The 21,272-nt window shown below is 61.6% G+C and carries 20 protein-coding genes and 1 pseudogene; 5 read left to right on the forward strand and 16 right to left on the reverse strand.

Annotation, left to right across the window (positions count from 1 at the left end; all coding sequences use genetic code 11):
* The first annotated feature begins 8 nt into the window (after positions 1-8).
* Together QMK54_RS18585 and QMK54_RS18590 are read left to right on the forward strand one after the other, a co-directional pair.
* A complete protein-coding gene (locus QMK54_RS18585) occupies positions 9-1,037 on the forward strand; it encodes an AraC family transcriptional regulator (protein ID WP_320401087.1) in 1,029 nt (342 codons plus the stop codon).
* Positions 1,038-1,110: 73 nt separating this feature from the next.
* Positions 1,111-1,275, forward strand: a pseudogene (locus QMK54_RS18590) (taurine dioxygenase); the annotation flags it as partial.
* 78 nt (positions 1,276-1,353) lie between these two features.
* Here QMK54_RS18590 and QMK54_RS18595 read toward each other — a convergent pair.
* From QMK54_RS18595 to QMK54_RS18620, 6 genes are all read right to left on the reverse strand, one after another.
* Entirely contained in the window at positions 1,354-2,676 is a 1,323-nt protein-coding gene (locus QMK54_RS18595; RefSeq protein ID WP_320401088.1) for an allantoin permease, read from the reverse strand.
* A gap of 111 nt (positions 2,677-2,787) precedes the next feature.
* Positions 2,788-3,762: a biotin-dependent carboxyltransferase family protein gene (locus QMK54_RS18600; protein WP_223595401.1), complete on the reverse strand. Its 975-nt coding sequence runs from the start codon at positions 3,760-3,762 to the stop codon at positions 2,788-2,790.
* Positions 3,759-4,631 (reverse strand): 5-oxoprolinase subunit B family protein, encoded by an 873-nt coding sequence (locus tag QMK54_RS18605; RefSeq protein WP_223595403.1) that lies wholly within the window; start codon positions 4,629-4,631, stop codon positions 3,759-3,761. Before QMK54_RS18605 ends, QMK54_RS18600 begins: the two co-directional genes overlap by 4 nt.
* The gene (locus tag QMK54_RS18610; RefSeq protein WP_320401089.1) at positions 4,628-6,001 is read right to left on the reverse strand and encodes an acetyl-CoA carboxylase biotin carboxylase subunit; all 1,374 of its coding nucleotides are present in this window, start codon (positions 5,999-6,001) and stop codon (positions 4,628-4,630) included. The genes QMK54_RS18605 and QMK54_RS18610 overlap by 4 nt, the downstream gene beginning before the upstream one ends.
* 10 nt (positions 6,002-6,011) lie before the next feature.
* Positions 6,012-6,257: an acetyl-CoA carboxylase gene (locus QMK54_RS18615; RefSeq protein WP_110660112.1), complete on the reverse strand. Its 246-nt coding sequence runs from the start codon at positions 6,255-6,257 to the stop codon at positions 6,012-6,014.
* 59 nt (positions 6,258-6,316) lie between these two features.
* Positions 6,317-7,075: a 5-oxoprolinase subunit PxpA gene (locus tag QMK54_RS18620; RefSeq protein ID WP_110660111.1), complete on the reverse strand. Its 759-nt coding sequence runs from the start codon at positions 7,073-7,075 to the stop codon at positions 6,317-6,319.
* 125 nt (positions 7,076-7,200) lie between these two features.
* Between QMK54_RS18620 and QMK54_RS18625 the strand changes: the two genes are divergently transcribed.
* The gene (locus tag QMK54_RS18625) at positions 7,201-8,118 is read left to right on the forward strand and encodes a LysR family transcriptional regulator (RefSeq protein ID WP_110660110.1); all 918 of its coding nucleotides are present in this window, start codon (positions 7,201-7,203) and stop codon (positions 8,116-8,118) included.
* A gap of 67 nt (positions 8,119-8,185) precedes the next feature.
* Here QMK54_RS18625 and QMK54_RS18630 read toward each other — a convergent pair whose 3' ends face one another.
* From QMK54_RS18630 to QMK54_RS18645, 4 genes are all read right to left on the reverse strand, one after another.
* On the reverse strand, positions 8,186-9,427 hold the full coding sequence (locus tag QMK54_RS18630) for a thiolase family protein (protein WP_110660109.1): 1,242 nt from the start codon (positions 9,425-9,427) through the stop codon (positions 8,186-8,188).
* The gene (locus QMK54_RS18635; RefSeq protein WP_223595409.1) at positions 9,424-11,307 is read right to left on the reverse strand and encodes a feruloyl-CoA synthase; all 1,884 of its coding nucleotides are present in this window, start codon (positions 11,305-11,307) and stop codon (positions 9,424-9,426) included. Before QMK54_RS18635 ends, QMK54_RS18630 begins: the two co-directional genes overlap by 4 nt.
* 90 nt (positions 11,308-11,397) lie before the next feature.
* Complete coding sequence (locus tag QMK54_RS18640; protein ID WP_320401090.1) at positions 11,398-12,846, reverse strand: aldehyde dehydrogenase; 1,449 nt, start codon at positions 12,844-12,846, stop codon at positions 11,398-11,400.
* Between the two features lie 83 nt (positions 12,847-12,929).
* Positions 12,930-13,760: a p-hydroxycinnamoyl CoA hydratase/lyase gene (locus QMK54_RS18645; protein ID WP_110662549.1), complete on the reverse strand. Its 831-nt coding sequence runs from the start codon at positions 13,758-13,760 to the stop codon at positions 12,930-12,932.
* A gap of 214 nt (positions 13,761-13,974) precedes the next feature.
* Between QMK54_RS18645 and QMK54_RS18650 the strand changes: the two genes are divergently transcribed.
* The gene (locus tag QMK54_RS18650) at positions 13,975-14,463 is read left to right on the forward strand and encodes a MarR family winged helix-turn-helix transcriptional regulator (protein ID WP_110663343.1); all 489 of its coding nucleotides are present in this window, start codon (positions 13,975-13,977) and stop codon (positions 14,461-14,463) included.
* Between the two features lie 660 nt (positions 14,464-15,123).
* Here QMK54_RS18650 and QMK54_RS18655 read toward each other — a convergent pair.
* The 3 genes from QMK54_RS18655 to QMK54_RS18665 form a co-directional block, all read right to left on the reverse strand.
* Entirely contained in the window at positions 15,124-15,249 is a 126-nt protein-coding gene (locus QMK54_RS18655; RefSeq protein WP_320401091.1) for a hypothetical protein, read from the reverse strand.
* Positions 15,250-15,492: 243 nt separating this feature from the next.
* Positions 15,493-15,627: a hypothetical protein gene (locus tag QMK54_RS18660; protein ID WP_320401092.1), complete on the reverse strand. Its 135-nt coding sequence runs from the start codon at positions 15,625-15,627 to the stop codon at positions 15,493-15,495.
* An 81-nt stretch (positions 15,628-15,708) separates the two neighbouring features.
* Positions 15,709-17,016 (reverse strand): OprD family porin, encoded by a 1,308-nt coding sequence (locus QMK54_RS18665; RefSeq protein ID WP_320402932.1) that lies wholly within the window; start codon positions 17,014-17,016, stop codon positions 15,709-15,711.
* Positions 17,017-17,362: 346 nt separating this feature from the next.
* On the opposite strand from QMK54_RS18665, the gene mhpT reads away from it, so the two are divergent.
* Entirely contained in the window at positions 17,363-18,580 is a 1,218-nt protein-coding gene (mhpT, locus tag QMK54_RS18670; protein WP_110662237.1) for a 3-(3-hydroxy-phenyl)propionate transporter MhpT, read from the forward strand.
* A 46-nt stretch (positions 18,581-18,626) separates the two neighbouring features.
* Here the strand turns inward: mhpT and QMK54_RS18675 are convergent, their stop codons facing one another.
* From QMK54_RS18675 to QMK54_RS18685, 3 genes are all read right to left on the reverse strand, one after another.
* Positions 18,627-19,433 (reverse strand): lytic transglycosylase domain-containing protein, encoded by an 807-nt coding sequence (locus QMK54_RS18675; protein WP_110662236.1) that lies wholly within the window; start codon positions 19,431-19,433, stop codon positions 18,627-18,629.
* 270 nt (positions 19,434-19,703) lie between these two features.
* On the reverse strand, positions 19,704-20,300 hold the full coding sequence (locus QMK54_RS18680) for a DJ-1/PfpI family protein (protein WP_223595661.1): 597 nt from the start codon (positions 20,298-20,300) through the stop codon (positions 19,704-19,706).
* Positions 20,301-20,414: 114 nt separating this feature from the next.
* Positions 20,415-21,188: a ParA family protein gene (locus tag QMK54_RS18685; RefSeq protein WP_223595663.1), complete on the reverse strand. Its 774-nt coding sequence runs from the start codon at positions 21,186-21,188 to the stop codon at positions 20,415-20,417.
* Positions 21,189-21,272 lie beyond the last annotated feature (84 nt).

Consider the following 21,272-nt stretch of genomic DNA (forward strand, 5'->3'; position numbering starts at 1 on the left):
TCCTGCGTATGCCCAAGCTTGTTCGCGCCGCCGTTTTGACCAAATACCTGGAAGTCACCCAGCAGTTGGGATTCAACCCGCACGACGTCATGGCAGACATCGGGCTGAGCAAGGCTCAGCTACATGCTCCCGAACAGCTCATTTCCATCGATGCCGCCGTGCGCCTGCTGGAAGATTCGGCCGCCGCCAGCGGTTGCCAGACCTTCGGCCTGAGCATGGCCGGGGCGCGCCAACTTTCGGACTTCGGTGTGACCAGCCTCCTGCTCAGCCATCAGCGCAGCCTGCGCGAAGCGTTGCAGGTAATGGTGCGCTACCGTCATTTGATGAACGATTCACTGGCGATCTTCGTTGAAGAGGCCGGCAAGATGGCGATCATTCGAATAGAAATGGTCACCGAGTCACCGATGCCCGGTCGCCAGGCTACGGAGTTGGCCATCGGCGTGATATTTCGTCTGTGCTCGACCCTGCTCGGTTCGCACTGGCAGCCTTACAGCGTCAACTTCATGCACCTACCGCCGGACAACCTGCACCTGCACCTGCATCGGCGCCTGTTCGGCTGCAACCTGGAGTTCGGCAGCGAGTTCAACGGCATCGTCTGCCCCGGCGCCAGCCTCGACATGATCAACGCCAATGCCGACCCGGCCATGGCCCGTCATGCCCAGCGCCATCTTGATTCGCTGCAAAGCACTGAAAGCACCTCGATGCTGTTCGAAGTGCGCAAGGCCCTCTACCTGCTGTTGCCTATGGGCCGCGCCACCATCGAGCAGATCGCCCAGTCCCAGGACATGAACGTGCGCACCCTGCAACGTCGCCTCAAGGAAGACGGCTGTGCCTTCAACGAGCTGATCAACGATGTGCGCCGCGCCCTGGTGCTGCGTTATCTGGAAAACCCGAACAACTCGATGAGCCAGATTGCCGACATGTTCGGCTTCTCCATGGCGAGTTCCTTTACCCGCTGGTTCATCAACCAGTTCGGTATGCCGCCGGCGGTATGGCGTGACACACAGAAACAGTCCGATCGCCCCTCCCCCGGCTAATACCGCCGCCGTGAATCAAGGCACGACTTCACCTGCCCACGGCCCGGCCAAAAACCATCGAAAGGGAGACGCAATGCGAGTCGAACAACTGACCTGTGCCCTTGGCGCGGAACTGCTCAATGTGAACCTCGGCGACGCAGTGCGCGATGACGGCCTGTTCAACGAAATCTACGCAGCGCTGTTGAAATACAAGGTGCTGTTCCTGCGCGACCATGAGGCATTTTCCATGCGCTTGGGGATCGGCGACAAACCCTACTGATCAGTAAAACAGCCCAAAGGAAACGCTGCCGAGCGTCTCCTCTGGGCGGCTGGCGCCCTACTCCACCGACTGCAAAAGCAACCGGCTACGGCGGGACAAACCTGCTTGCAAGGCGAAGGCAAACAACACAGTCGAGGGTGCGGAAAAGCTGCTCAGCCCACCGCCGAAAAACATCAAGGCGAGTCCCAACGCCGTGGCGCCGAACCAGGCCGTCAAACCTACCGGATTGAACGCGGGCACCCTGTCCAGCGCGGCCATGTCATGGCGTCCGTAGACAATTTGCGCCAACGCCACGCCGACCCAGGCCACCACGAATATGCCCTGATAGGCCAACGCCTTGAGCAGATAGGCGAAGACATCCGCGAGCATCAGGCCATACACGATCATCCCGACCGCCAGCGCCCACATCAAGTAAGAACCACGCAGGCCGAAACGGGCAAAAAAAGCCTGCATGTTCAAGGTCGCCAGGTAGTAGTTGGCGGTGTTGATCCGGGTTTGCGTGGCCCACACGAACAACAGTCCCCACAGCCCCATCAACTGCAGGATCGCCATGACCACCGATACTTCGTTCAGCGCACCTTCATGGGGAATGCTGCTGACCAGATAGATGCCCGCCGCGCCGTTGAGCAGGAACGTCACCGCGTAGAACGGCATGCCGAAATTCCAGCGACCGTGGTACCCGGCATCCTCGGGCTTGCCGAACCGTGCGTAATCAAAGGTGAACAGCATCAGCACCCAGACGCCCATGTAGGCCACGAAGCAATCCCACCAGCCAAAGGCGCTGGGCATGTCCGGCCCGAAATCGAGCCAATGTGGCTGGTAGCCGTAACGGCTGATCGACAGCCCCACCGCGACCAGCAAACCTGCCAGGTACACCGGCAACAACACACCGTTGAGCTTGTCGAGCCAATGTTGAACGCTACCCAGGATCAACGGCACGCTGTACAGCACCACCAACAACGCGGCCAGGGGATACACCAGCTCCGGATACAAGTGATTGAGCGCAACGGCAATCACCGAGCCTTCGAACACGGCGTAGTAGATCGCCGTGGAGAAGAAGATCAGCGTGGCCAGGCAAGCACCGGTGCTGCCAAACAACAACCGTGAAAACAACGCCACCGACAGGCCACTGCGAATAGCGAACCGGCTGAGCACACTGTTGACCAGTCCATAGCTGATCACCGACAACACCATGCCGATCAGTGCATTGCGTGCACCATAAGACAGGGCCAGCGACGCCCCGACCACGATGTAGAACATCGCGCTGCACACCGCCCACCAGGCCATGGTCAGGGACAACCGGCCCATACGGGCGGTCGGCGCAACGGGATGGTTTGCCGGGTCCTGCCCGGAATGATTCGCTTGCGATAAAGCAGCCATATGCGTGAACTCCAGAACCAGTCAAAGGTTGAAGCGCGGGCAGCCCGCACCGCACCGAAGTGCGGCGTTGGCGTACCGTTTGGCATTACCCGCGCAATGCGGCGGGCAGAATCAGGAAGGGAACAGCTTGCTCAGGCAGCTGAGTTTTTTCTTGTAGGAACGTCGCGCTTGCAGCGCCTCTTCGAGTGTGACCGCAACAAAACGGGCCTTTTGGTTGGGTTGCATCTGGCCGATCAGGTCGAGGTCCGCACTGATCACCGTGCCAATCATCGCGTAGCCGCCACCGGACACCGCGTCGCGGTGCAACACGATGGGTTCGAGCCCGGCCGGGACCTGGATCGAGCCAATCGGGTAGCAACTGTCGACGATGTTCGACGGATCGGAGCCGGCGCCGAACGGTTGTTCACGTGGTTGAAAGCTCAGTGCGCTACCGCCCTTGAAGCGATAACCGATACGGTCGGCTTCCGAGCCCACGGTCCAGGCTTCGGCGAAAAAGCTGTCGGCCGCTGACGCCGTCAGACGCTCGTAATACAAGCCCGGAACCACGCGCAGCGTGATTTCGCCACCCAACGACTGACGCAAGGCCATGGGCAAGCTGGCGCCGGCGCGGCTTTTACCACTGGCAACCCCGACCGGCAATTGATCCCCGGCAACCAGGCGACGGCCCTGAAAACCACCCAGCGCACCCAACGCATAGGTCGAGCGGCTGCCGAGCACCAGCGGCACATCGATGCCACCGGCGACTGCCAGATAGGCCCTGGCCCCGGCCTTGGGAAAATCGAAGCGCAGCACTTGCCCGGCCTTGACGGTGAACGCGGTGTCGTGATGCATGTCCACACCATCGACTTTGGCCGTCATGTACGCACCGCACACCGCCACCAAGGCGTCTTGCTGGAATTCCAGCTCAGGGCCGAGCAGTGTGCATTCGAGCGCCGCCGCGCCCGCCGGGTTACCGACCAACTGGTTGGCTGCGCTCAACGCGTACTGATCGAGCGCACCGGAAGGCGGGATACCCAAGTGGTAATAGCCTTCGCGTCCCAGGTCCTGCACCGATGTGGCGAGACCGGGTTTGAGTACCTTGATCATGCCAGCACCTCCTGCAACGACTTGGGATAGCCAACGGGATCGGCCAGAAACGCATCCAGCGAGAATTCCACCGAACGAATCCGCAGATCAAAACGCCCTGCTTCCACCTCGGCGACAGCCTGGTCATAGGCCTCGCGATCCATCGGTTTGAACTGCACGATGTCACCCGGACGGAAAAACACCATGTGTTCCTTGAGGTAACTCAGGCTCTGTTGCGGGTCGTAGATCGGCGCCGGCGTGACGCCGAACATCTGATAGCCACCGGCGCCGCGTACCGAATAGATGCAGCCAAAACAGCCGCCGTGACCCAGGGTCAGTTTCGGCGTATCGGTGCGTGGCCGCAGGTACTTGGGCACCTGCAACTGACGCTCGCGCTCGACCATCTGAAACATGAACGGCAGGCCCGCGACAAAACCGACCATCGAGACAAACCACGGCGCACCACTGTGGGCGGCGATGAACGCTTCGACATCCGCCAGGCCATTGATCCGTGCGGCGTATTCCAGATCCGTGGCGCTCGGGTCCTGGTGGCGGTCGCGAAAACGCATCAGTGTTTCGTGGGTCCACGGATCGTTGTACAGCACCGGAATCTCGATGATCCGCGTGTGCAGGGTGCGTTCGGCGACGGCCTCGGCTTCGGCGCCCTTGACCGCTTCGAGCAGCGCGTAAGGGTCGATACGGTCCGGATCAAAACGAATCTGGAACGATGCATTGGCCAGGCACACATCCAGTACCCCGTCGAGGGCCAGGCGCTCGACCGCACGCGTCACCGCCATGCCCTTGAAGAACGCTTCCAGGGACATGCTGTCGCTGACTTCGGCAAACAAATGTTCATCGGCGCCAAAGCTGTAACGGATTGGATTGCTCATGCCTCACCTCCGCTACGGCGCTCGGCCAGCCAGGTTTCAAGGGTGCCGGTATGAAAGTCGGCGCTGTGCAGCCACGGTTGTTCCAGCAGTTCGCCATGCAGCGACAAGGTGCTGGCCATGCCGGTCAGGGTAGTCTGCTGCACTGCCAGGCGGGCGCGGGCCAACGCTTCGGCGCGGTCGCGACCATGGACGATCAGTTTGGCCAGCAACGAGTCATAGTAAGGCGGCACGCGGTAGCCTTGATACAGATGGCTGTCGACACGCACCCCCTCGCCTTGCGGCCATACCAATGCCTCCACCAGCCCCGGGCTGGGGAAGAAATCCCGCGCCGGGTCTTCCGCGTTCAGGCGCATCTGCAAGGCGGCGCCGTTGAGCTGGATGTCACCTTGCTGGAGACCCAACGGCTCGCCACCGGCAATGCGCAACATTGCCTGCACCAGATCGATACCGGTGACCAACTCGCTGACCGGGTGTTCGACCTGAATTCGCGTGTTCATCTCGATGAAGAAAAACTCGCCAGTGGCGTCGTCATACAGGTATTCCAGGGTCCCGGCACCCTTGTAGCCCAAGGACTCGGTCAGGCGCACGGCGCTCGCGCAGAGCGTTTCGCGCTGTTGCTGAGAAAGGACCGGCGACGGCGCTTCCTCAAAGATTTTCTGCCGCCGGCGTTGCAACGAACACTCGCGCTCGAACAGGTGCACGGCGTGCTGACCGTCGCCCAATACCTGCACTTCGATGTGGCGGGCCTTGCTGATAAAACGCTCCAGGTACACCGCGCCATTGCCGAACGCCGCTTGGGCCTCGCGCTGGGAACGGGGAAATTCTTCGCTCAGCTGTTGGGCGTTTTCCGCCAGGCGAATACCGCGTCCGCCACCTCCGGCCGAGGCCTTGATCAACAGTGGGAAACCAACGGATTCGGCGGCCTTGAGCGCTGATGCGAGATCAAACAGTTCACCGGGAGAACCCGGAACCACCGGTACCCCGGCCTCTTGCGCGGTGCGCCGCGCTTCGGCCTTGTCGCCCATGCGCCGGATCGTCTCCGGGCTCGGTCCGACAAAAATCGCTCCGGCGGCGAGGACGGCTTCGGCAAAGTCGGCGTTCTCCGAGAGAAAGCCATAACCGGGATGCACCGCATTGGCGCCGGTGGCTTGCAAGGCACCGAGCAATGCCTCGACGTTCAGGTAGCTTTTGTCGGCGCGGGCCGGGCCGAGAATGTGCACTTCGTCAGCCAGGCGCGCCGCCTGGGAGTCGACGTCCGCTTCGCTGCACGCGGCAACGGTGGGAATCCCCAGGGCCTTGGCGGCGCGGATGATGCGCACGGCAATCTCGCCACGGTTGGCGATCAGTAATTTGCGAATAGCTTGAGTCATGATCTCGCCCTCACTCATCGTCGAGCGTTGCGATGACCTGACCCGGTTCCACCGGATCGCCGTCTTCCACCAGGAATGCGCCAAGGCGACCCGCCGTCCCGGCGGTCAGTTCGGAAAACTGTTTCATGACTTCGATCAAGCCAATCACTGTGTCGGCAGTGACGTGCGCGCCCGCCTCGACGTAGTTCGCCGATTCAGGCGTGGCTCTGCGGTAGAAGGTCCCGGGCAACGGGGTGATAACGGTGTGTTCGGCCATGTCTGTTCCTCTTGGAATAGTTGTAGAAAGGCAGGCAAAAAAAGAATCGGGGCTCGGACTCAGCGCGGTGCGCGCACTGTGATCCCGGCGGCGTCGAGTGCCTGGCGCGTGGCTGCAACCAACGCCAGGGCACCCGGTGTGTCGCTGTGCAAACAGATGGAGTCGAATTCGATCGCCAGGTCTTCGCCCTCGACCGTGCGCACCACGCCTTCCCGACAGGCACGCAGCACGCGTGCAGCGACTTGGGCCGGGTCGTAGGCACGGACGTTGCGGGTAAAGACGATCGAGCCGCTGAGGTCATACTCGCGGTCGGCATAGAACTCTCGGATCACTGGTTGGCCAAGTTCCTTGGCAACTCGCCAGATCACCGAATCGGGCATGCAATACAGCAGCAACTCAGGCTCCAGGCGCTGGAGGTTTTCCACCAGCAAACGCGCAGCCTCTTCGTCCCGTGCCAGGTGCATGTAGAGCGCGCCGTGGGGCTTGATGTGTTGCAGCGCCACGCCTTGAACCCGGGCGAGTTCACGCAAGGCACCCAACTGATAGAGCATGTCGTCGACCAGCTCCTGGGCCGGTGCATTGATGTGCCGGCGACCGAAACCGACCAGGTCGCGAAACCCTGGATGCGCGCCGATGGCCACGCCCAGGCGCTTGGCCTGCTCGACCGTGCGGCGCATGGTGCCGGGATCGCCGGCATGAAACCCGGTGGCGATGTTGGCTGAACTGATGAAGCCCATCAGTTCGTTGTCGACGCCATCGCCGATGGTCCACGGACCGAAGCCTTCGCCCATGTCCGAATTGAAATCTACTGCCTGCATGACGCTTGCTCCTGACGCTTGTGACTTCATGCAGACCACGTTAGATTTCCGCGAACCCCTTGGGAAGATCTATTATTAGATAGGGTATCTTCTGAAAATCAGATACCTCGTCGATTGGAGTTTTCATGTCACTGACCCTGCGCCAGGTTCGTTATTTCGTCGCCACCGCCGAGATCGGGCAGATCTCGCAAGCGGCGATCCACCTGAACATTTCCCAATCGGCGGTGACCACCGCGATCAAGGAACTGGAAGGCATCCTCGGCACACTGTTGTTCCAGCGCTCGGCCCAGGGCATGAGCCTGACCGATGCCGGGCGGCACTTCCTGAATCGGGCCTACGTGATTTTGCGCAGCGTTGACGACGCCCTCAACAGCCCGTTACCCGATATGCGTGCCAGCGGCCTGTTGCGCCTGGCCGCCAGTTACACGGTGATCGGCTACTTCCTGCCGCATCATCTGCAACGTCTGGAGCATTGGCATCCGGACGTGGCCATCGAAGTTCACGAGCAAGAACGTGAAGCCATTGAGCAAGGCCTGCTTGAAGGCCGCTTCGACATGGCCGTGGTGCTCACGGCGAACCTCACCCACCCGGACATCGGTTCGGAAACCCTCTTCAATTCCGAGCGCCGGCTATGGTTGCCCAGCCATCACCCGCTGTGCGAACGCTCCGCCGTCAGCCTCGCCGACGTCGCCAGGGAACCCTACATCCTGTTGACCGTCGACGAAGCCGAACAAAGCGCCATGCGCTATTGGGAACACGCGCACCAACGGCCGAACGTGAGGGTTCGAACCAGTTCCGTGGAGGCCGTGCGCAGCATGGTGGCCAACGGCAACGGCGTGGCGATCCTCTCGGACCTGGTCCACCGCCCTTGGTCACTGGAGGGAAAACGCATCGAAACCCTGACGATCACCGACAAGGTGACCCCCATGAGCGTCGGCCTGGCCTGGCATCGCGAGCGTGAATTCAGTCCGGCAATGCACGCTTTGCGCAATTATTTCCACGATGCATTTCTGGCACCGCAACAGTTTTCTGCGCGCCGCTAGGCGCAACGAAAACCTGTTCGGGTGGAGCGCTGGATTGAACGGGTCGATGCAGCAGATTGGCTGAGTCTCAGGCACGCCAGGCCGGGTTCTCGATCAACAGCGCCATGCCCTGCCCGCCGCCAACACAGGCCGCGGCGACCCCGTAGCGCAGATTGTGCTCACGCAGTTGTCGCGCCAGGGTCAACACCAGACGCAAGCCACTGGCGGCCAAGGGATGCCCGAGCGCCAGTGAACCACCCTGGACGTTCAGGCGCGAATGATCCAGCTCCAGTTCCTGTGCCACCGCCAGGACCTGGGCGGCCTGGGCTTCGTTGATTTCAAAGCGGTCGATCTGCTCCAGGCTCAAGCCGCTGCGCTGCAACAGCAGGCGAATCGCCGGTGCCGGACCGATGCCCATGAACTCTGGCGCCACCCCGACTACTGCGCTGGCCCGCAGCAAGGCCAACGGTGTATCCCGACAGGCCGAAGCGCGCCCGACCAGGGCCGCCGCCGCGCCATCGACCACCGCACAACTGTTGCCGGCGGTTTGCACCCCGCCTTCGTGCACGCTGCGCAACCGGGCCAAAGCCGCGATTTCCCCGGGCCGTGGGTGGCTGTCTTCACTCACCGTGTCGACACCGCGTGGCAGGCGGATGCTGCGCGGCTGGTAGCCTTGCAGTTCAAACACCTGATGCCCCACGGCAACGATCTCGGCTGCCAGCCAGCCAGCCTGCTGCGTCGCAAAGGCCCGCTGATGACTGGCGCAGGCGTAGGCGTCCACCGCTTCGCGACTCAGCCCATAACGCCGCGCCAGGTTGTCGGCGGTGGCAATCATGTCCACCCCGGGAGCCGGGTCGTATAACGCCTCCCAGAGAAAATCCTTGAACTGCACTTGCGCGCCAAGACGGAAACCGCCGCGATGGGTATAGGCCGCAATCGGATTGCGCGACATCGATTCGGTGGCCACGCACAACGCCAATTGCACGCCGTCATCCAGTTGCCTGGCGGCCTGGCGCAGCAGTTCGAAACCGGTGGCACAGATGCGCTGCACCCCCAGTGCCGGAACCGATTGCGCCACGCCGCTGTACAGGCCGATGTGCCGTGGCAGCAAGTAGGCATCGAAGCTGGCCTGGGCCATGGAGCCCGCCAGCACGCTGTCGACCGCCAGCGGATCGACTTGCGCGCGCGCCAGTACTTCGCGCCCGACCTTGATGCCCAGGTCGATCGGCGACACCTCGGCCAGTGCCCCGCCGAGGTCTACCCACGGCGTTCGCAGCGCATCGAAAATCGCCGCATCGGCAAAGGCCGAGTACTGCCCGCCTGCGTTCACGACTTCGCCCCGGCGCGCAGGATGGCCGGATCGAGCCCGCGATACAGCGCCTCGACCTGCTCCGCGCGCCACTGCAACACCGCACGCTGATTGATCGAGCCCTTGTCAGTGATTTCACCCCGGTCGATGGACGCCGGCTCATCGAGCAAGGCGATCCACTCCAGGCGACTGGCATTGCCGGTGGCCTGGCGATTGAGTCGCTGCAACCAGCCGGCGAACCACTCGCGCACCGGCGCACTGGCCAGCACCTCGGTGTCGCTGGCACTGGCCGCCAGCCCTGACAGTCGTCGACACTCAAGCATCCGCGCAAAGACCAGCGCCCCCAGGCATTCGCGATCCGGCGCGGTCACCACCAGGTCCTGGACATAGGGCGAACCTTCGAGCACCGCGCGGCTGCGCAAAGGCCCGACGCTGACAAACACCCCGGATGACAACTTGAAATCTTCAGCGATGCGCCCGTCGAACATCAGCCCCAATTGCGGATCACGCGGGTCGGCGAGCTTGAGCGCATCACCGGAACAGTAGAAGCCCTGCGGGTCGAACGCATCGAGGGTCTGCTGCGCTGACCGCCAGTAGCCGGGCATGATGTGCGGCCCACGAAAGCGCCCTTCCAGCTTGCCGTCCACCGGCACCAGGCGCACCTCGCAACCGGGTGCCGGCAGGCCGACATAACCGGCCATGGACAACGGCCCGGTGGTGAAGGTGCAGGACGGCGAAGCCTCGGTCATGCCGAGCCCGGCCATCATGCGGATACGCTCACCGCAGTGCAGTTCGGCGACTCGATCGAGCCGATCCCAGACACTTTGCGACAGACCGGCCGCGGCAAAGAACAACAGGCTGATGCGTTTGAAAAAGACCTCGCGCAGTTCCGCGTCCTGCTCCAGTGCCGAGGCCAATTCTTCCCAGCCCTTGGGCACGGTCAGGTAGGCGGTGGGCGATATTTCCTTGAGGTTGCGCAGGGTTTGCGCGAAACCCTGCGCCGTGGGTTTGCCATCGTCCAGGTAAAAGCTGCCACCGTTGTACAGCACGATGCCAACGTTATGGCTGCCGCCGAAGGTGTGGTTCCACGGCAGCCAGTCCACCAGCACTGGCGGTGTTTCGCCAAACTCCGGAAATGTCTGCAACAGCATCTGTTGGTTAGAGCACAGCATGCGCTGAGTGGTGATCACCGCCTTGGGCAGCTTGGTCGAGCCGGAGGTGAACAGGAACTTGGCGATGCTGTCCGGCCCCGTGCCGGCAAACGCGGCCTCGGCCTCGGCTCCGCCCGGCTGCTCAAGCAGGCTGGCAAAGCTGACCTGGCGACGCCCCGCGATTTCGCCCCGGACGGTAATCATGGGCGTTGCTGCGGGTAGCACGGCATCGATGGCGCGCTGGTAGGCTGCGGCATCACCGACAAACACCAGACCGGGTTGCAGCAGATCGCAGACGTGACGCAGCTTGGCGAAATCCTGGGACAGCAGCGAATAGGCCGGTGACACCGGGCAGTAGGGAATGCCCGCGTACAGGGCGCCGAAGGCGAGTTGCAAATGCTCGATGTCATTGCCCGAGAGCAGCACCAGCGGTTTTTCTGCCGACAGGCCGTAGCGCAACAGGCTTTGGGCGATGGCCCGGACACTGTCGAGCATCTGCGCGTAACTGACCCGACGCCACTCACCGTCGGCCTGGCGGGCGGCGATAAAGGTCTGCTCGGGACGCACATTGGCCCAATGCACCAGACGGTCGAGCAGTCGCGGCGGATACTCGGCCAATGGCTCCAGGGAGCGCATGTGCAAGGCGCCCTGTTGTTCTGTCACCTCGACCGCTGCGCGACCGATGGACACGTGACGGTAGCGCGGCGCGCTGATCTGGGTGTGGGGTTGCGATCTGAATTCGGAACTCACGTGCTTGTTCTCCATCAAGGCACGCTACCACCAAGCCGCACGGATGGGCATGGTAGTGGCTGCAGCCTTTTTTATTGTTATTTCTGCGGTTCAGATCGGGTAATGCCGTGGTCCATTCTGCAGGGTGACCCAGCGCAACTGGGTGAAATGCTCGATGGATGCCTTGCCGCCAAAGCTGCCGTAGCCGCTGGACTTGACCCCGCCGAAGGGCATTTGCGCTTCGTCGTGCACGGTCGGGCCATTGATATGACAGATACCCGACTCGACCCGTTGGGCCAGCGCCAGGGCGCGCCCGGTATCGCGACTGAAAATCGCCGCCGACAAACCGAACTCGGAATCGTTGGCCAGGCGCAGCAACGCTTCATCGCCCTCCCCGCGCAGCAACACCGCCACCGGGCCGAAGGACTCTTCGCGATACAGGCGCATGCTCTCGTTGACGCCATCGAGCAGGGTCGGCTGCAAAATGCTGCCGTCCAGCTGTCCGCCGACCACCAACCGCGCGCCCTTGCCCAGGGCATCGTCGATCAACCCCTTGATGCGCGTGCCGGCACTGGCATCGACCAGCGAACCGAGCACCGAATCTGCCAGCGCGGGGTCACCAGCACGCAGGGTTTCGACTTTGGCGGCGAGCTTGACGACAAAGGCGTCGGCGACCTTCGCATCGACGATCAGGCGTTCGGTGGACATGCAGATCTGCCCCTGATTGAAGTAAGCGCCGAAAGCGGCTGCCTCGACCGCCGCATCCAGGTCGGCATCATCGAGCACCAGCAACGGCGCCTTGCCGCCCAGTTCCAGCAGAGCCGGCTTGAGGTGTCGCGCCGCGAGCTCGCCGACAATGCGCCCGACATGGGTTGAACCGGTGAAGTTGACCCGCCGCACCGCCGGGTTAGCGATCAGCCGCTCGACAATCGCCGCGGCATCCGCCGGGGCATTGCTGATGACATTGACCACGCCATCGCCCAGTCCGGCATCCTGCAACACCTGGCCGATCAGCCGGTGCACCGCCGGGCTCAGCTCGGAAGCCTTGAGTACCACGGTATTGCCGCACGCCAGCGGCATGGCGATGGCGCGGGTGGCGAGAATCACCGGGGCATTCCACGGGGCGATGCCCAGCACCACACCGCAAGGTTGACGCAGGGCCATGGCAAAACTGCCCGGCACATCCGAGGGGATGACTTCGCCATTGATCAGGGTGGTCATCGATGCCGCTTCACGCAGCATGTTCGATGCCAGTCGCACGTTGAATCCATACCAGTTGGCCATGGCCCCGGTTTCGCCAGCCGCTGCAATGAACTCGGCACTGCGCGCCTGCAACTGCTCGGCGGCCTTGAGCAAACGGCTGCGGCGTTCATTGGGCGCCAGGGCGGCCCAGGCGGGAAACGCTGCCTGGGCGGCAGCCACCGCGGCATCGGCATCTTCCAGGGTGGCGGCGGCAACCCGCGATACCCGCTCACCGGTCACCGGGTTGCAGCGTTCGAAGGTTCGACCGTCGCGGGCAGGCAGCGACTGGCCGCCAATCAACAGGGGCACGTCCAGCATGGTGATTCCTCTTTATTGTCTTTATCGGGAATACAGTCGAGCGATGCAGCGCGCCGGGGCGGACATGCACCCGGCGATCAGCTTCAGCGTTTGTAGGCCTGCAGACCGGGCTTGATGCTCTTTTCGTCGAGGAACTGCTTCATGCCCTGCTCGCGGCCACCTTCGGTGTCGAGCAGGCGCGACTGGTCGAGCTTGGCGTACAGGTAGTCCTCGTTCTGCTCCCAGGTCAGCTCGCGGCAGCGCTTGAAACCATGCTTGGCCGCACGCAGCACCACCGGGTTTTTCTCCAGCAGGTTGCGCGCCAGATCCACGGTGACTTCACGCAGTTGCGCCAGGGGTACGCTGTCGTTGACCAGGCCCATTTCGGCGGCTTTCTGCCCGCCAAAGGTCTTGCCGGTCATGATGTAGTACAGCGACTGGCGGTGGCCCACGGTGTCGGCCATGGCTTTGCTCACCAGGTTGCCCGGCGGGATGCCCCAGTTGATTTCCGAGAGGCCGAAGGTCGCTTCGTCGGCGCAGATCGCCAGGTCACAGGCCACCAGCGGGCTGAAGCCGCCACCGAAGCACCAGCCGTTGACCATGGCGATGGTCGGCTTGGCGTACATGCGCAGCAGTTTCCATTGCCATTGCGAGGCTTCGCGGCGGATCTTTTCCTGAAGGATCTCCGGGCCTGCGTCCACTTCGCGGAAGTATTCCTTGAGGTCCATGCCCGCCGTCCAGGCATCGCCGGCACCGGTCAGCACCAACACACCGGCTGCTGGATCCTGCTCCAGGGTTTCCAGCACATCGATCATTTCCCGGTTGAGTGTCGGGCTCATGGCGTTGCGTTTTTCCGGGCGATTGAGAATGACCCAGGCGATGCCTTCCTCGATCTCGACCTTGACGGTTGTCCAGCGACCTTCGTAGTTGCTCATGGCGATGCTCTCTTGTTCTTGGCTTGAAGATGACTGGAAATTAAAGGACCGATATAGTTATGTCAATTAACCATTAATCGAATTAACCATTTTTTTATCCGCCCGCAAATATCCTCCCACCCCATCGCCATGAACGACGGGCATAGCTATCAGCGGCCAACCCCGGCAAACTAGATAGGCTTGTTAACCTCCACCTCTTCAGGATTCACCCGCAATGGCCAAGCCTTCTCCCCTCGCCGACCAGAGCGAGTCCCCGTCCGCCACCGCCGAGCTGCAGGCACCGCTGGATTCGGCACTGGACGACCTGATCGGCTACGCGATGCGGCGCGCTCAACTCAAGCTGTTCCAGAACCTGATCGGCCGTCTGTCAGCCCACGACCTGCGCCCCGCACAGTTCTCGGCCCTGGCGATCATCGACCAGAATCCAGGGCTGATGCAGGCCGACCTGGCCCGCGCCCTGGCCATCGAACCGCCGCAGGTGGTGCCGCTGCTCAACAAACTGGAAAGCCGCGCGCTGGCGGTGCGAGTGCGTTGCAAGCCGGACAAACGCTCCTACGGAATCTTCCTGAGCAAGACCGGCGAAACCTTGCTCAAGGAGCTCAAGCAGATCGCCGCGCAAAGCGATTTCGACTCCACTGCATCGCTGACCGGCGAAGAGCGCGAGGAGCTGCTGCGCTTGCTGAGAAAGGTTTACCAGGACTGAACCAACGCTGCCAGCACGCCCCCTTTCCAAAAAAAAGGTCCATCACGGATTACCGAGAAACTGTAGGAGCCGGCTTGCTGGCGATGGACTCCAACGCGCCGCGCTTATCCAATTCATACGCGTCATCGTTAACCACCATCGCTGGCAAGCCAGCTCCTACAAGGGACCGCGTCCTGGCCGAAATGATGGGAACACCAAACTGTAGGAGCCAGCTTGCTGGCGATGGACGCAAGTGCGCCGCGTTTATCCAGGTCACACGCGTTATCGTTCACGACCATCGCTGGCAAGCCAGCTCCTACAAGGGACCGCGTCCTGGCCGAAATAATGTGAACACCAAACTGTAGGAGCCGGCTTGCTGGCGATGGACGCAAGTGCGCCGCGTTTATCCAGGTCACACGCGTTATCGTTCACGACCATCGCTGGCAAGCCAGCTCCTACAAGGGCCCGCGTCCTGGTGGAAATGATGTGAACGCCAAACTGTAGGAGCCAGCTTGCTGGCGATGGACTCCAGTGCGCCGCGTTTATCCAATTCATACGCGTCATCGTTAACGACCATCGCTGGCGTCCGGGTGGAAATGATGTGAACGCCAAACTGTAGGAGCCGGCTTGCTGGCGATGGACTCGAGTGCGCCGCGTTTATCCAGGTCATACGCGTTATCGTTAACGACCATCGCTGGCGTCCGGGTGGAAATGATATGAACGCCAAACTGTAGGAGCCGGCTTGCTGGCGATGGACTCCAGTGCGCCGCGGTTATCCGGTTTACGCGCGTTATCGTTAACGACCATCGCTGGCGTCCTGGTGGAAATGATGTGAACACCAAACTGTAGGAGCCGGCTTGCTGGCGATGGACTCCAGTGCGCCGCGTTTATCCAGGTCACACGCGTTATCGTTGACGACCATCGCTGGCAAGCCAGCTCCTACAGGGGACCGCGTCCGGGTCGAAATGATGTGAACACCAAACTGTAGGAGCCGGCTTGCTGGCGATGGACTCCAACGCGCCGCGTTTATCCCGGTCACACGCGTTATCGTTAACGACCATCGCTGGCGTCCTGGTGGAAATGATGTGAACACCAAACTGTAGGAGCCGGCTTGCTGGCGATGGACTCCAGTGCGCCGCGTTTATCCAGTTCACCCGCGTTATCGTTGACGACCATCGCCGGCAAGCCGGCTCCTACAGTTCCCCGGGATTGCGTGAAGAACCAAAAAAAAGGGACGGCCGGCGGGCAACATCAAAGGCCCCGGGATTACCAGATGGGTAAGGTATAGAGCACCAGGAAGCGGGTCTGGTTTTCATCGCGGAATGCCGTACCGCTCGGGAAGTCATTGCGATAGATCGCCTTGCGCGCCAACAGCCCGACGTTTTTCAGCGGGCCGCTCTGAATCACATAACCCAGCTCCATCTGGAATTCGCGCTCCTTGCGGTCCTCGGCGTTGTAGGCTGCCAACTCGATATTGTCGCCGCGCACGTAACGCAATCTTCCCTTCAAACCGGGCACCCCGGACGCGACGAAGTCGTAGTCATAGATCGCTTGCCAGGTGCGCTCCTTGGCGTTGAGAAAATCCGAAGCCATGGTCAGTTCGCTCATGCCCATCAGCTCGGTGCCAGAGATGTACGGCGTCGCCGTGTCGCCACTGGCGTGCATGTAGCCAAGGCTCACCCTGTGCCCGCCGAAGCGGTAGCCGAACAATGCCGAGAGGTTACGGTTGTCCACTTCGCCCGCCTTGGCGCTGCCATCCTCGCGACTGAAAAAACTGCGCAAGTCGCTGGTGAACACCCCGTCGCCGAGCGGCAGGTTATGCAGCAATGCCAGGGTGTCCTGTTGGTACAGGTCAGCCACCTCGGCATGGTAGGCGCGCAGGCTCAGGTCCTTGTTGACCTGGTAATCACCGCCCAGATACGCCATGTGCGAGGTGGTGGCAGCGCCGTTGAAACGCCGGTTCGGCGAGGCGATGGTCATGGCCTGGTAGTCCGTGGAATCGCGCTTGTTGATGCGATCGATGTAACCGGTATTCAGGGTCAGGCCATCGATATCCCTGGAGCTGAGCGTGGTACCGCGAAAGGTCTGTGGCAGCAGTCGCGACGGGCTGGCAAAGGCGAACGGCAGGAAGATCGAGACATCGCCACTCTTGACCGTTGTCTGGGCAAACCGCAGCTTGGCCGTCGGCGCCAGCCGCGAATAGTCATCCGCCGCGCGCTTGTCGCTGGCCGATACCGGCAATAGTTCGGTGCCGCTGCGATCCGGCGCGGAGTCGAGCTTGACCCCTAGCAGCCCGCGCACATCCAGGCCAAAGCCTACAGTCCCTTGGGTAAACCCGGACTCCATGCCCAGGATGAAACCCTGGGCCCACTCCCGCGCGGCAGACTTGGCGCCGCCGTCCTGATATTCACGGTCCAGGTAGTAATTGCGCAGGGTCAAGTTTGCGTGGCTGTCCTCGATAAACCCCTCGGCCCGCAGTTGAGAGGGCAGAACGCTGACGCCTAGCAGTGCCACGACCCACCCTGGATGGGTGCGGGAGAGACAGGCGAGTGATGCTGATGAACCGGTGTTCATGGGGCGTTTTGGCATGTTCGATGTCCACTTCTTATTGTTGTTTTCGGGTGCCGGCCCCACACGGGAGTACCGGCTTCACGAACAGAGAATGGAAACAGCCAAGGCTCGTCGTCAATTGCAAGTGACCGATAATCGAACATTAATATTATTATCTATTTTTCATTTCTACCAAAAACGAATACATAAGAATTTGTTTTTGAAGGTTTTATTTGTTGTTTTCGGCAGTTTTTACGATGCGATTCTTTTTTTAGTTATCTTTGTTATCTTAATCACCAGCGGTCACTGACGGCGCACCCGACGCACGAAGGGCTCGACTGCATAACAAAAACAACAATGAGGTTCACCCATGGACAGTCCATCGCGTCGCTCGACGCTGACAATCGCTTTGTGCTTTATCGTTGCGTTGATCGAGGGGTTCGATCTGCAGGCCGCCGGCACCGCTGCCGCAGGATTGCGCCAGAGCTTTGCCCTGGACCCGAAGATGATGGGCTGGGTGTTCAGCGCCGGGATCATCGGCCTGCTGCCCGGCGCGTTTTTTGGCGGCTGGGTGGCCGATCGTATCGGCCGCAAGAAAATCCTCGTCGGCGCCGTGCTGCTGTTCGGTGTCTTCTCGCTCTGCACTGCCTATGTCGAGAGCTACTCCAGCCTGCTGCTGGTGCGCTTCATGACCGGCCTGGGCCTGGGTGCCGCCCTGCCCAACCTGATTGCCCTGTGTGCCGAGGCGGTGAGCGAGCGCCATCGCGGCACCGCCATCAGCGTCATGTACTGCGGCGTCCCCCTGGGTGGCGCGCTGGCGGCGGTGGTGGCGATGTTTTCCAGTGAACACTGGCAAACCACCTTCATCATCGGCGGTCTGACGCCCTTGCTGGTGGTGCCGCTGATGGCCCTGCTGTTGCCCGAATCCACGGCGTTCCGCCAGCAACACGTCTCGACCAGCAGCCCACGCTCGTCCACCGCCCAGGCACTGTTCGGCGAAGGACGCGCACGCTGCACGCTGGCCTTGTGGTTGAGCTACTTCTTCACCCTGACCGTGATGTACATGCTGCTCAACTGGCTGCCCTCGCTGTTGCTGGAACAGGGTTTCACCAAGCCCCAGGCAGGCATGGTGCAGATGCTGTTCAACATCGGCGGTGCCATTGGTTCACTGCTCGGCGGGGTGATGCTGGACCGCTGCAACGGCCTGAAAGTGGTCCTGTTCGTGTACGCCGGAGTGTTGGCGGCGCTGGCCGGGGTCGGCCTGTCAGTGGGTATCGTGCCGATGGCAATCGCCGGGTTTGCCGTCGGGCTGTTCGTCATGGCCGCACAGCTGGTGCTGTACGCCCTGGCGCCCCCTTCCTATCCGACTTCGGTGCGCGCCACCGGTGTCGGCGCCGCCGTGGCCATCGGCCGGCTCGGTTCGGTGGCGGGTCCCCTGGCCGCCGGCCAGATCCTCGCCGCCGGCGCCGGCACCACTGGCGTACTGCTCGCAACTTCACCAGGGTTGGTGATTGCCGCGCTGTCGATCCTGACCGTGATCACCCGCACCGGAGCGACCACCAAGTCTCAACCGCAAGCGGCAAACTGAGCCCCGCCCGGCGTATCACCTGTTTCGGGTTATGCGCCCTACGGTTCTAGCGATGATTGCGATAGCGTTCGGTCAAGGACTGCACGCGGCTGACGTAGGATTGCGTCTCGGCGTAGGGAGGCACCCCGTTGTACTCGACCACGGACGCTTCGCCGGCGTTGTAACCTGCCAACGCCAGCACCTGGTTGCCGTTGAAGCGCTTGAGCAGCCAGGCCAGGTAGCGCACGCCGCCACGAATGTTCTGACGTGCGTCGAACGGATCGGCCACGGCGAAGCGCTCGGCGGTGGCGGGCATCAACTGCATCAGTCCCTGGGCACCGGCTTCGGAAATGGCGTTGGGGCGAAACGCCGATTCGGCATGCATCACTGCGCGGACCAGCGCCCTGTCGACACCATAATCCCCCGAAGCCGCTTCGATCTCCCGTCGATAGGATTGGGTGTCCAGGCGCAGTGAGGTGACCTTGAAATCCTTCGGCACCATACATAGGTAGCAGCCCTTGATGACATAGAGCTCAAGGACATCGACCCGTGCGGAGATCCCGACGGGGCGCCGGCTCACATATTGACGTTTACCCTTGTGGATGAAGGTGAAGACCCGGACCCGCACCGCGCCCGGGTCGTCGTCCTGCATAAGCCGTGGCAGGGGCTTTGCCTTGGCGCCGACACCGGCGCCTGCCATGCCATTCACGCGAGTGCAGCGGGCGCTGGCGATGGCTTGGCTGGTGTAGCTGATGGCTCCGTCACTGGCTTGGCACTTGAACATGGCGCTGGCGCACAGTGGAGCGACCAGCAAGGCCAGCTCGATGCAGCCAAGAAGGCTCTTGCGAGCCCATCGCCATGTTCTGGAACTCATCACATCGCTCCGCGCCGCAGGCGTCGATCAGGCCAGGGGCGCCTGGCCCGGACGCTGCCTTTGGAGGGCCTATTCCGGGTGACCCGCCTTTTGTTCTGATAGTTATACCCCTTGTAACCGGCCTTGGAACTCGCATTGACGTACGGACTGCCTGGGCCGGACGCGCTCATCCAGATACGCATTGAAAAACTCATGCCCGCGAACGTACCGCAGAGATGAGAATTTGCCGCCCCGAGTCAGTTCCCCCCCAAGCCCCGACGCTCGCCCGCCTTAAAGAAACCGCGAAATGTTCGCCATCGCCCGCGTTATGTAAATGTCCTTCTCCCCCACCGGGGCAACATAGTGCAGCGCATTGCGTGCGGCCTCGACACCGGCAAGACGCGAGATGAACCAGGCGGCCAGATACTGCGACGACAAGCACCCGCCAGCGGTTGCGACATTGCCCTTGGCCACGAACGGTTGATTGAGTACCGCCACACCGGCCTCTTCAACCCATGGCTTGGTGATCAGATCCGTGCAGGCCGGCACGTCATCCAGCAGGCCCAGCTTTGCCAGTATGAGCGTGCCCGAGCACTGGGCGCCCAGCAGTTGACGCGCAGGATCAAGCTTGAGGCGAGACATCAGCGCGGCATTCGCGACGACGTCCCGGGTCATTCTCCCGCTACCCACCAGCACGGCGTCCGCTGCGCATGCGTCCTCCAACGATGTCTGCGCCTCGATCATCAGGCCGTTCATTGACAGCACCTTGTCGCTGGGGCTGGCGATAGACACTCGCCAACCAGGCTGTTGAACCCGGTTGAGGATGCCGAACGAGATCAGCGAATCAAGTTCGTTGAAACCTTCGAAGGTAAGGATGGCGATGTGCATGGTGAGCCCCGGGGCAGTGAAGTCTTGAGACCCAGCATAAAATCGAACAACCAGTACATTCAAAAAATTGTCATGGATACATTCAGACCCACTACAGCAACCTTGCTGTGGCGATCAACTGGCCCGCTCCAATGCGCAAAACAGGCTGACGAACTCCAATGAAAGCTTATGGCGTGGCGCCAGGTGGATCATCGGCACCGACGTTTCATGGGACTCACGCATTTTGACCGTGCTACTCAAATAATCCGGCAATACGGGCAAGCCCTCGGCCACCAACTCGTCGATCAGCGTCTGGTGCAAGCTGGCACGCGCGACAAACTGGTTGACCACCACGCCTTCGACGATCAACGACTCATTATGGTCAGCTCGCAACTCGGCCACTTGCGCGATGACGCTGTAGAGCGCCTGACGGGAAAAGCTGTCGCAATCGAAAGGAATCAGCACGCGGTCGGCGGCGATGAGTGCGCTGATCGTGTAGAAATTCAGGGACGGCGGCGTATCGATGTAAATCCGCTCGTAATCTTCGGACAGCTCCACCAACAAGCGGCGCAGCTTATTGATCTTGAATTTTGACTCAAGCTTTGACTGCAGGTCAGCAAGCTCGCGGCTTGCCGTGACCAGGTGCAGATTGTCGTAGCGAGTATCAGTGATGGCCACCCGATTCTTTTTGCTGGCCGGGCCACTGGACAAGGTTTGCTTGAAGAAATCGGCAATCCCCACGGGGATATCATCGCCTGTCAGCCCAGTCAGGTATTGGGTCGAGTTAGCCTGGGGATCGAGATCCACGAGGAGCGTCCTGTAGCCTTCGGCAGCGCTGACAGCCGCGAGATTGCAGGCGATGCTTGATTTGCCAACGCCCCCTTTTTGATTGAACACAGCTCGACGCATGAGAGAGGTAACCTGAAGAAGATCTGCCTCGATCATAGGTTTGAAACATTTCAGTAATATTTCTACGCGACAATTTTGTTTCAT

This window comes from Pseudomonas sp. P5_109, from assembly GCF_034009455.1.
Classification (GTDB): Bacteria; Pseudomonadota; Gammaproteobacteria; order Pseudomonadales; family Pseudomonadaceae; genus Aquipseudomonas.